General features: G+C 53.9%; 12 protein-coding genes and 1 pseudogene. 3 read left to right on the top strand and 10 right to left on the bottom strand.

From position 1 onward, the window contains the following. A pseudogene (locus tag FFS57_RS25880) lies at nt 1-113 on the bottom strand (IS5/IS1182 family transposase); the annotation flags it as partial. A gap of 315 nt (nt 114-428) precedes the next feature. Here FFS57_RS25880 and FFS57_RS18730 point away from each other — a divergent pair. Further along, the gene (locus FFS57_RS18730; RefSeq protein WP_137939339.1) at nt 429-1,370 is read left to right on the top strand and encodes a pepsin/retropepsin-like aspartic protease family protein; all 942 of its coding nucleotides are present in this window, start codon (nt 429-431) and stop codon (nt 1,368-1,370) included. Continuing rightward, nucleotides 1,367-1,576, top strand: a complete 210-nt coding sequence (locus FFS57_RS18725) for a hypothetical protein (protein WP_137939338.1) — start codon at nt 1,367-1,369, stop codon at nt 1,574-1,576. Before FFS57_RS18730 ends, FFS57_RS18725 begins: the two co-directional genes overlap by 4 nt. Before the next feature lie 115 nt (nt 1,577-1,691). On the opposite strand, the gene FFS57_RS18720 is transcribed toward FFS57_RS18725, so the two are convergent. The 4 genes from FFS57_RS18720 to FFS57_RS18705 form a co-directional block, all read right to left on the bottom strand. Further along, entirely contained in the window at nt 1,692-2,027 is a 336-nt protein-coding gene (locus FFS57_RS18720) for a DUF3325 domain-containing protein (RefSeq protein WP_137939337.1), read from the bottom strand. A 9-nt stretch (nt 2,028-2,036) separates the two neighbouring features. Next, on the bottom strand, nt 2,037-3,560 hold the full coding sequence (locus FFS57_RS18715; protein ID WP_137939336.1) for a PepSY-associated TM helix domain-containing protein: 1,524 nt from the start codon (nt 3,558-3,560) through the stop codon (nt 2,037-2,039). After that, on the bottom strand, nt 3,557-3,883 hold the full coding sequence (locus tag FFS57_RS18710; RefSeq protein ID WP_249384069.1) for a DUF3649 domain-containing protein: 327 nt from the start codon (nt 3,881-3,883) through the stop codon (nt 3,557-3,559). Before FFS57_RS18710 ends, FFS57_RS18715 begins: the two co-directional genes overlap by 4 nt. A gap of 155 nt (nt 3,884-4,038) precedes the next feature. Continuing rightward, nucleotides 4,039-6,165, bottom strand: a complete 2,127-nt coding sequence (locus FFS57_RS18705) for a TonB-dependent siderophore receptor (RefSeq protein ID WP_137939335.1) — start codon at nt 6,163-6,165, stop codon at nt 4,039-4,041. Nucleotides 6,166-6,397: 232 nt separating this feature from the next. Here FFS57_RS18705 and FFS57_RS18700 point away from each other — a divergent pair, with 232 nt between their 5' ends. Then, the gene (locus tag FFS57_RS18700) at nt 6,398-6,739 is read left to right on the top strand and encodes an FKBP-type peptidyl-prolyl cis-trans isomerase (RefSeq protein WP_137939334.1); all 342 of its coding nucleotides are present in this window, start codon (nt 6,398-6,400) and stop codon (nt 6,737-6,739) included. Between the two features lie 107 nt (nt 6,740-6,846). Here FFS57_RS18700 and FFS57_RS18695 read toward each other — a convergent pair whose 3' ends face one another. The 5 genes from FFS57_RS18695 to FFS57_RS18675 all read right to left on the bottom strand — a co-directional run bounded on the left by FFS57_RS18695 (nt 6,847) and on the right by FFS57_RS18675 (nt 10,393). Beyond that, nucleotides 6,847-7,416, bottom strand: a complete 570-nt coding sequence (locus FFS57_RS18695) for a YceI family protein (protein WP_137939333.1) — start codon at nt 7,414-7,416, stop codon at nt 6,847-6,849. 30 nt (nt 7,417-7,446) lie between these two features. Then, nucleotides 7,447-8,004, bottom strand: coding sequence for a YceI family protein (locus FFS57_RS18690; protein WP_137939332.1), 558 nt, complete (start codon nt 8,002-8,004; stop codon nt 7,447-7,449). A gap of 27 nt (nt 8,005-8,031) precedes the next feature. Beyond that, nucleotides 8,032-8,580: a cytochrome b gene (locus FFS57_RS18685; protein ID WP_137939331.1), complete on the bottom strand. Its 549-nt coding sequence runs from the start codon at nt 8,578-8,580 to the stop codon at nt 8,032-8,034. 1 nt (nt 8,581) lies between these two features. Continuing rightward, complete coding sequence (locus FFS57_RS18680; RefSeq protein WP_137939330.1) at nt 8,582-9,022, bottom strand: MarR family winged helix-turn-helix transcriptional regulator; 441 nt, start codon at nt 9,020-9,022, stop codon at nt 8,582-8,584. 225 nt (nt 9,023-9,247) lie between these two features. Beyond that, nucleotides 9,248-10,393: an FIST signal transduction protein gene (locus FFS57_RS18675; RefSeq protein ID WP_137939329.1), complete on the bottom strand. Its 1,146-nt coding sequence runs from the start codon at nt 10,391-10,393 to the stop codon at nt 9,248-9,250. Nucleotides 10,394-10,409: the final 16 nt, after the last annotated feature.

Raw genomic sequence — 10,409 nt, 5'->3', positions numbered from 1 at the left:
TGAGGCCAGGGCAGCAGTGCATCCAGTCGGGTCAGAAACAGCTCACGCCGTGTCTTTTTCTTTTTGCCAGCGTACTCGATGTCGCTGAAACTCAGTTGACCCGATGCTTGCATAGTAGCGCGCTCTCGAAAGGCGGCAGGCTGCTAGTTTACCGAAAACTGGATTCGTGCAGAGATGCCTTAAGGACATTATTGCCTACGATTACCCCAAATTACCTGCAAATAATCTTGCCATTGTCACCCCAAAGCAAGGACAGCTACTTACCCAAAATAGTGAAAGACCAGTGATTGTGCTTGGGGGTGATGTCAATACATATTCATATGAGGATGTAAGAAAATTGTACAACGACAATTTTGGAATGACGTGGCCGATTGATTAACGTTCGGTGGATCAGCGGTTAAATAAATCATCCCAATTAGCGTGGTTTCATGAATAAGATCATTCACATATTGGCATTAACATTGCCATTGTTGTCGGGCTCTCTATCGGCTGCAGATTGGACCCCGCTGCACGTATTAAAAGCTGCAGGTGACAGTGCCATTTTGTTTGCGCCTGTCAAAGTCAACGGCTACGACGCCAAGCCCTTGTGTTTACAGGTGGACACCGGGGCGGATCACTCGCTGATCAATCGGGCCGTGCTCGATCAAAACAAGATTCCATACATCGCCTATACGCCCACTACCGCGCGTTTGCCCAATATTCTATTTATGGATGGTGTTGAAACAATAGGTCGTCGCACCCGCCGCCAGTTGTTTGTCGAGATGGACGGCGGTGGTTGGATAGAGGAGGCCGGTTGCCTGAAAATTGGTTCGATTGGCATGGATATGCTTGCCGGTTCAATCACGCTGATTGATTACCCAGCCAAGCAGCTTTATGTGGCAGATCAGGCCAATGATGCAGTACTCAGTGCCGTCACTTCACGGGCAAGTTTTGGGCCCATGACGATCAACACCAATATGAAGCTGCTGATTGATGCGACCATTGGCGACTACAAACTGGCCAACCTGATGTTTGATACAGGCGCGGCGGTGGATTTGGCATTGAATGCATCCAGCTGGGCACAACTGAAGAAATTAGGGTTGATCACCAACGAGCAACCCAAGAGCCAGCTGGGATATCGTTTTGGTAAACCTTTGTACTGTGTTACTGCATCTGGCAGCCAACCGTTGACCATCGTATCCAGTGTGAAAGCGAAATGGACCGGCAAGCAGTGCGATACCAGCAGCTTTGAGCATAGCGGCATCGTGAGCAATACCCCCTTTGTAAGCGGCACGGTCGTACTTGATATGCAGGCAATGCGGTTTGGTTATGTGCCTAATTCAACTGCGGCAGTTGCCCCACTGACCCAATCAAACCATACGATGCAGTGAAAATCATTGTGTGTCGCATTGCAGGTTTGTCGCTTGTTGATTGGCGAGCCTATCGCTGTGATCGCAGCGCGGCTGAATGGGGTGAACATACCACTGAGATGGCTGGCGTGATCGGGAATCGGCCTTTTACCAGTGGTACGGTGGTGCTGGATTTGCGGGCGATGCGATTTGGATTTTTGCCTGCGACGATCAGCGACAAACCATAAATTCCGGGTATTGGTTGTATCGGAATCAGCCAAAGCCTTGGATGGGGCCTGCTTTGGTCCTTGCCCCAATTAGCTGTAGGTTAGGTTTTGGTGACATGGATTCATGGCTCGCGTTTTAGGTCATAGATGCTAATAAGCTTCCCAATGCCAAAGCAGGATGCAGCCAAGCCAGCCACTTGATGCGGTTCAACTGGAACGGCAGCAGGACCATGACCAGCAGCAGGCCGCCGAGTATCATGCAGGCGGTCCAGATCACCGGGCCGATCTGTACGCCTTGCCAGCCAATGCATCCCCACAAGGCAACCGCCAGCCCGCTCCAACCGGCCAATTTGCAGAACGTCGATAAGAATGGAGTGGGTTCGCGTCCGATTGTTGTCTTGAAATGCCGAGGCATCCCTAGCGCCAGCAGTGTGAAACTGGTCAGGCAAAGTGCAAAAAACAGTAACCACATGATGAATCCTTATGCGTGAACCGGTTGTGCCAAAGGGGCAGCAGTGTGTTGACGGGCGGTGCGCAAGCGCCAGGCAAGCAAGGCCAGCAGCATGCCGGTCAACAGCATGGTCAGGTCCACCAGGGCCAATGACCAGATGCCTTGAGGAATCGTCACCAGTAGATGACTATGGGTGGTCGTCAGACCGTTCAATACCGGTAGGCCGAGCAACAATATGGCAGCCAGCCCCAGCAGTTCCGACCATGGCTGTCCTTGTCGGGCGCGGATCAGGCCCCAAGTGGCCGCAACCAGCCAGCTGACGAAAAACACTTGCATCTCCAGCCCGTTGCGATTGGCGAGCCCGGCGGGTAATAACCGATTTCCCCAGAAATAGGCCGCCACCGCCACCAGCATGCCACCCACAACCCCGATATTCAGTGCTCGCACCAGTTTGAAACCGGTGGATTGCACGGTACGCTTGCTACGTTTTTCCAGCCAGACGGTCAGGCCGCTGGCAATCATGACGCAACCGGCAGCGCCCATCAGCAAGTACAACCAACGAACCATGGCACCACCAAATTGGGCCATGTGCAGGCCGCCCATGAAGGTATAGACATGGTAGGCGGTGTCCAGCTCGGGTTTTTCCTTGAGCAGTTGCCCTGTCACGCCATCGTAATACAGGCTGGTTTCTGACCAGGCAACATGCTGCGGCCGGCGTGCGCGAACTTCAACCGTGGCACTGGTATCGTTGGGATGATGAATACCCACCCACAGAATGTCGCTTTGCTGCCAATGCTGTTGCGCCGCCGCTACCATGCGGTCCAGCGATGCCAGCTTGGGCAGTGGCTGGTGCTGTTCCTCTCGCTCGAACCCTTGTGATACTTCATTGAAGAAGCGCGTGCTGTCCCCCTGATAGGCAACATGCACACCCGCCTGCATGTAATAGACAACAAAAATCATCAAGCCGGTGTAGGCGATCAATAGATGAAATGGCAGGCCCAGCACGGCGGTGACGTTATGGGCATCCAGCCAGGACCGTTGCCGTGAGGCTTGCGGGCGGAAGGTGAAGAAATCCTTGAAAATGCGCTTGTGAATGATGATGCCGGTTACCAGTGCTACCAGCATCATCATGCCGGCGATGCCGACGATGTAGAGTCCAATCGTACCCGCATGCAGGTTGTAATGCAGTTCAAAGAAGAAATTGCCGCCCGCCGTATCGGGCAACAGTTGACCATCGACCGGTGAGAGCGCACGGCGCTGGAATGTTTCGCCCTCATTGAACCAGCCGATGCTGGTTGTCGGTTCACGCTCATTGGGGGGATTGATGTACCAGGCATGGGCATTGGGCATGATGCGGTGTAATTGAGCCGCTGCCTGATCGTAATTGACCTGGGTGGAGGCTGCACCATGTGCGGCTGGGCGCATCCAGTGATTCAGCTCCTTGTCGAAACAGGCCAGCGTGCCACCCACGAAAATCACAAACAACAGCCAGCCGATCAGTAAGCCACACCAGGTGTGCAGCCAAGCCATGGTTTGGGTGAAGGTGCGCTTCATGGCCGTACTCCCAGCCCTGGCAGCATGGCCGCCGCCGACAACAGAATGCTGGACAACACCAGCATGCCCCAGGCTCGCCAGGTACTGCGACAGGCAAACGCATACAGGATGCCTGCACAGTAGAAGATAAAGCACAACATGCTGGCAGTGACGACCCGATTGACACGCGACATGGGTAAATAGGCAGTCAAAAAGGCTGTAGCGCCATATGCAAAGCCATAGCCACCGACGATGGCGGCCATCACGCGTGAGGTGACCTGCCAGCGTGACGTGCCATCCTGCTTTGTGATGGTGGCGGGGAATTGTTCGATCTCGGGGTCCATTTGAGCATAGCTTCCTGTTGGGCAATACACGCTACCCTGTACGACACGGCTCGACTGATGGCAGCAAAGAATTGGCTGTCTTCCGCCGGGCTTAGGGGTAGGTCAGGTGTGGTCAGGCACCAGCTGTTTGTGACGACCGCTGGTAAGCCTGTGGTTTAAAACACGACTTGCGCACTGGCTTTGACCGTACGCGGTGCACCGGATACCAACAAACTGCCCCAACTTGGCATCCAGTACTTTTCATTGGTGACATTGTCGACATTCAGGCGGAAGATCACTTTATGGTTGTCATAACGTGTGGTGTAGCGCGCACCCAGGTCAAAAGTACGGAAGCTGTCGATCTGCGTGGTGTTATTCGCCTCCAACGGACGGCTGCCAACGTACTGCGCGCCACCAGTCAACGCCAGGCCACGCACTTGAGGCAAGGCGTATTCCGTATAGAGTTTGGCCTGGAAGTGTGGTGTTCCTTCGGCGCGCTTGCCCTGCACATCGGCGCCGGCCTCGGCATGCTTGGCATTCAGCCACATGGCACCACCAGCCAGGGTCCAGTCACCCAATTGGGTTTTTCCTTCCAGCTCCAACCCTTGGTAGTTGACGCGGCCTTGTTGCACGTAGTAGCCATCGTTACGTTGGTATTCCAACCCGCGCTCAACCCGGAACAGGGCAGCGTTGGCGCTCCACTGGGCACGGGTCAATTTGCCACCCAGCTCGTATTGGCGGCTTTTCAGCGGTTCAAAGACTTCGTCGCGGTTGATGGCGGTCTGCGGGGCCGTGCCGCCGGCTTCAAGTGATTCGATATAGCTGCCGTACAAGGCGAGATCGGCAGCAGGCTTATAAATGACTGCCAATGTCGGGGTGACCGGATTTTTGCGGTAACGCGTTTGCTCGTTACCCTGGCCATCATAGGTCTGCTGCGAATACTTGGTATAGCGCAAGCCAGCGATGGTTGACCACTGTTCGTTGAACCGGATGGTGTCGCTGGCGAATACCGCTTTCTGGCTATATTCACGTGTTTTGTGCAGATTCTGGTCGATCGATTGGTGCGGATCGGGAAAGCGAACAATGTTGTGCAGATTACCCACGCCCAGGGTGGCTTCACCAAACACGCCGGGGTATTGCTGAGGCAATTGCTGCCAGGATACGCCCATGTTCAGTTCGTGCTGCAGTTCACCGGTGTTGGCCCGGCCGTTTACCATGGCCTGGGCATGCTGATAGCGGTAACGCGACAGTGTGGCGTACTGTTGTTCCGCGTAATTACCGGCATTGTCGAGCACCACGATACCGCTGTCGGCGTTGAGGCGATCCTGGGTACTGTGGCGATAGGACAAGCGTACGTTCCAGTCGGTATTCAATGCCCATAACAGCTCGGTACCGGCAACTTTGAATTTGGTCTCGTAATAGGTGAAATCCTGTGCCAGGCGTTTGCTGCCATCAAAGGGGCTGGGCACTTGGACCGGTGTCGGGCTCATCCCCCAATTGTGTGCCAGTACCACCCCATAATAGGCCGCATCCACTCGGCGTTTTTGATATAGCGCATCCACTGACCAGCGGACGTTGGGCGCCAGTTGCACGTCCAGTGCCAGCGAGGCGGAATCGCGTTTGATGTTGCCGTCATCGACAAAGGTGTCACCTCCTTCGTGCACCGCATTCAACCGATAGCCGAGACGGCCATTGTCAATACGCCCACCCAGATCGCCCTGAACCTTGAAGACTCCTTTGCTGGCATAACCCATTTCCACACTGGCGTATGGCTGATTCGTCGGGCGTTTGAGCACGAAATTGGCAATGCCGCCCGGTGTGCCGAAGCCATGTAGAAAACCTGATGCCCCTTTCAGCAAGTCAATGCGTTCGAAATGCTCCAGTGGCAAGTCTGCCCCCCAGTTCGGGATGGCCAGGCCGTCGATCTTGAAGCCATCCAGCAGGCTGAGCTGCAAACCACGAATCGCGATACCGGAAGATTCGCTGATGACGTTATCCGACAATGGCGTGACACCCGCATCCGCTTTGAACACATCCGAGATTTGGGTGGCTTGACGGTTTTCGATCATGGCTTGTGTCACGACATTGATCGAAAACGGTGTCTCCAGCAGGTCGCGTGTTCCCAGTGCGCCATTGCCGGCACGTTTGGCCCGGTATTGATCGATTGGGGTGTTGCCACTGGTCTGTGCATTGACGGAAACCGTTGGTAATACGGTTTCATCCGCTTGTGCTAAGGATGTAAGCGTTACCAATGTGGCCAGCGCCATAGACACAGCCTGAACGCCGGGCTTGAGATTGAACATGATGCTCCTGAATACATAGGGGGTGAAAATTTGCCTTGTATTAAAACAGCAATCATTCTCATTATCAACTTGTGCATAATCATATTGGAACAATGAAATGTTTGAAGTGGGGTGTCGGTTGTGTGAAGCGCGGTGTTGCACCTGTCAGCGAAAAACCGTGATTGCGCGGTAAAATGATCGGAAATGGTGGCCACCAGCGGCCAGCAGGGGATTCAATGAAGGCGAGCGTGTGATGAATGACGAATTGCAAGTAATCGATGTGGTAGTGGGTGAGGGTAAGGAAATCGCTAAAGGCGCCTTGATTACGACCCAGTATGTAGGTTTTTTGGAGGACGGGACCAAGTTCGATTCCTCCTATGATCGTGGCAAGCCTTTCCAATGCGTGATTGGGACTGGCCGCGTGATCAAGGGGTGGGATCAGGGTCTGATGGGTATGAAGGTCGGGGGGAAGCGAAAACTGATGGTGCCGGCACATCTGGCTTATGGCGACAGGCAGGTTGGTGCCCATATCAAGCCCAACTCGAATTTGATCTTCGAAATCGAATTATTGGAAGTACTGACACGAGATGATTGAGATGGGTTGTTTCTGTCGTGAGGCTGTAGACTTTCAGAGGGCTGGGAAGACGTTGAAAACAAAAACGCGGGTTGAATGCCCGCGTTTTTGTTTGAGTGCTGCCGTGTTTACTGCTTGAACGCTTCGATCTGGATCTGGAATTTCACTTCGTCACCGATGTTCGGTACGTAGGTGGTCATGCCAAAATCGCTACGCTTGAGCGAGCCGGTGGCATTGGCGCCGCACGCCATTTTCTTGGCCATCGGGTGCTCTTTGCACACGAAGGAATCCACATTCAGGCTGATCGGTTTGGTCACGCCCAGCAAGGTCAACGTGCCGTCGATCTTGGTGATCTTGTCGCCATCCAGTGTTACTTTGGTGGACTTGAAGTCCATGCTGGGGAATTTGACTGCATTGAAGAAGTCCTCGCCCTTCACATGGTCGTCACGCTTTTTCCAACCGGAAGACAGTGAGCCAACATCGATTTTGGCTTCAACGGTCGCAGTCTTGGCTTCCTTGTCCATCACGATTTTTGCGTCAACCTTGTCAAAACGGCCATGCTGGGTGGAGAAGCCCAGGTGATTGATTTCGAAATTGACATAGGTGTGGCTGACGTCGTTGATGTAGGTTTCCGGGGCGGCATGGGCGGCTTGGCTCAGGGCGCCGAAGGCAGCGAGGGCGATCAATGTTTTTTTCATCTAGGTGACTCCGATTGGTTTAAGTTGTGATTACGATTTTTTGGCGAGTGCCAGCTTGAACTTCACTTGTACATCATTGGACAACGTAGCTTCATCAGCCCAGTCGCCTTCACCAATCTTGAAGGACAGCCGTTGAATGGTCACGGTGCCTTCAGTGGTGTAGCCGCTGGCTTCCGGTTTGACGGTAAACGGCGCGCTGATATCACGGCTGACGCCCTTGATAGTCAGCTTGCCATTGACCTGATAGCGGTTATTACCCAGTGGCTTGAAGCCGGTTGCCACAAAACGGGCTTGTGGAAACGCTGAAGTATTGAAGAAGGCTTTGCCCTTGGCTTCAGTCTCACCTTCCGGGCTGCCCAGGTCGATGCTGCCCAGTTCGATTTGCAGATCAGCTTTGCCAGCTTCGGGTTTGGCCGGGTCAAAGTCAAATGTCCCGGCAAATTTCTTGAATTTGCCCTCGACTGGCACATTCATCTGTTTGAAGCCGAAGCGGATCTCGCTCTTGGCCGGCACCAGCGGGGTGTCGGCATGGGCTGCTGCCATGGCGCCGGTGGCCAGCAAGGCGAGTAGAGTAGCGGGGTAACGCATGGAAAATCCTCAGATTGTAGCGGTTGATCAAGCTTTGCGACGTAACCAGGGCACCATACGCGCCAGGATGTCGTCACGGTCAATATAGTGGTGCTTCAATGCAGCACCTGCATGGGCCAGTAGCAACAACAGCAAGCCATTGTTAAGCCATTCGTGCACACCTTCAAGTACCTCTCCCAGATTCGCATCCTTGCTGACCAGATCGGGAATCGGCAATACACCCAGGTAAGTCACCGGGAAACCCTTGGCTGAACTCATCAGCCAACCACTCAAAGGAATGGCCAGCATCAACAGGTACAGCAGATGATGAGTACCGTTGGCCGCAATCCGTTGCCAGGCTGGTGTGCTGGCTGGTAGATCGGGCGCCCCTTTGACGAGGCGATAGATCAACCGGATGGCTGCCAGCGTGAAGATCGTCATGCCGGACCACTTGTGGTACGAGATGATCTTGAATTTGGTGGGCGACAAGGGCAGGTCCATCATGATCTTGCCGACCACCCAGGTACAGATGATCATGATGGCGATCAGCCAGTGCAGGGTGATCTGTGTACCGTCATAACGTGTGGAGGTCTTCATTTCAGTTTGGTTCCTTTTGATCAAAAGCTTGCCGCAGCCGAATCAGCTTGGCATGAATATCCTGCAATTCCGTGTCGCTGAAATCCGTGAACCCTTGGCGGATGTAGGCCAAGTGATCCGGAAAGATTGCGGCGAACATCTGCTCGCCAGTTGGCGTCAACTTCACGAAAACACTACGCCGATCATGGAGGGCGATTTCCCGTACCACCAAAGCCTTGTCTTCCAGGCGGTCTATGACGCCGGTCAGCGTGCCTTTGGTGATTAATGTTTTTTCACCCAGTTCGCCACAGCTCATACCTTGGGTGTTGCCCAAGGTGGCAATGATGTCGAATTGGGCAGGCGTCAGACCCAGGCTCCGGATATGCCGGCCCGAATGCAGTTCAAATGCCTGATAGCAACGTGCAAGTTCTCGTAACACGGGTAGGAATCGTTCTTTAGCCATGATGCGCTGTGGTTTGCAATGCTGCGATATTAGTTTCGATTAGTACAAAATCAAATCGAGAAGTTCCGTGCAAGTCATTCTGAAAAATTGAATAAGTATGCCGTGCCATTGTTTTTCCATAGGAAAGCCGTCTTTCTATAGACGGCTGGTAGATTTAAGCAGATAAGCGTAGCCCACTCTGGTGGATGGGGTGAGGGATTCTGACGGGAGCTATGTGTGATTGAATCAGATTTCCTGAATGCATGTGATCGTCATCGTCTGGTTATGTAGCTTGCAATCGGTCAGGTGGCGGTGTGGGCTGATTTCGCCATTGGAGTAGAAACCGGTCAGGATACTTTGCGAATGTAAAACATCGGCCACTGCTTCCAGTTCTTCCTCTACACGGTCGCCCATCACCAGTTTACGCCCGACACAGCTGATCAAAATCGACAGGCTTGCCACATCATGGGCTGCTTGTTGCCATGCGGCTTCTGCCGCGGCCTGTGCGCCATCGACCAGCGCATCGGTGCTGGCATGCATCAACCGCAAGTGGGTACCGTCATGAACATCACCTGCCAGAATCAGGCTACCGGTTTCATCGTCGATCCCAAGAATGGTGCGAATCAGACCTACATCACTATGTGCTTCATCCAACATGGCAAATGGGAACAACAGACCTGATGCGGGCAAATCCCTGGCGTAATCACCCAGATATTCCTTATAAATGGCCAGCGCCGATTTACCATCCAGCTCATACAGTACATTACCGGCCGATCGTGTCACTTTTCGAATTGGCCCAAACGGCTGCCAGCCACCAAAGCTGCCATGATGAAGCCTCAGTGCGTCACCATAAAAACCAATACCGACGATTTGCCGGTTCGAAATGGTGTCATCAAGTACGGTCCAGGTTTCGTGGAAGGCGCCGTTATCGCCGGCCAGGCCGCCAGTGATCTGAACACTGGGGCCCAGCGCTTCAGCTAGGCCATTGATCAGCGCACTGCCATTGATGGCCACACCTTGCCCCAATATAAAGACAGCACTCAATCCCGGGTGCCGTAGCCGGTCCCCCAGGCGTTTGCCAGCCTGATACGAGTCCTGCATGTCCGTCATGTTGATGGCGGCGAGGTGGAAGTCAGCATGGTCGAAATGGATGGCGGTCAGTGTCAGGCTGTCAGTTTCGACCCGCTGCTGGGCAATTTCGCCCGCAGTCGAGCAGCCCATGATACGAGTAGCAGGCAGCGCAGCACGGATAGGGGGAAGCCAGTCAGGTTGATGCCAACGTGCTGCCCCGGCAAATAATAGCAACCATTGCGGATCGATACTGTCGAGCATCGCCAACTGGCTTGGGGTGGGAAGATCACCTGCAGGGACTATCAGCTGTTTTACTTGCATCGATCTCTCCTCGGCA

The organism is Chitinivorax sp. B (assembly GCF_005503445.1).
GTDB lineage: Bacteria > Pseudomonadota > Gammaproteobacteria > Burkholderiales > SCOH01 > Chitinivorax.
This window is presented reverse-complemented; position numbering and strand designations above follow the sequence as displayed.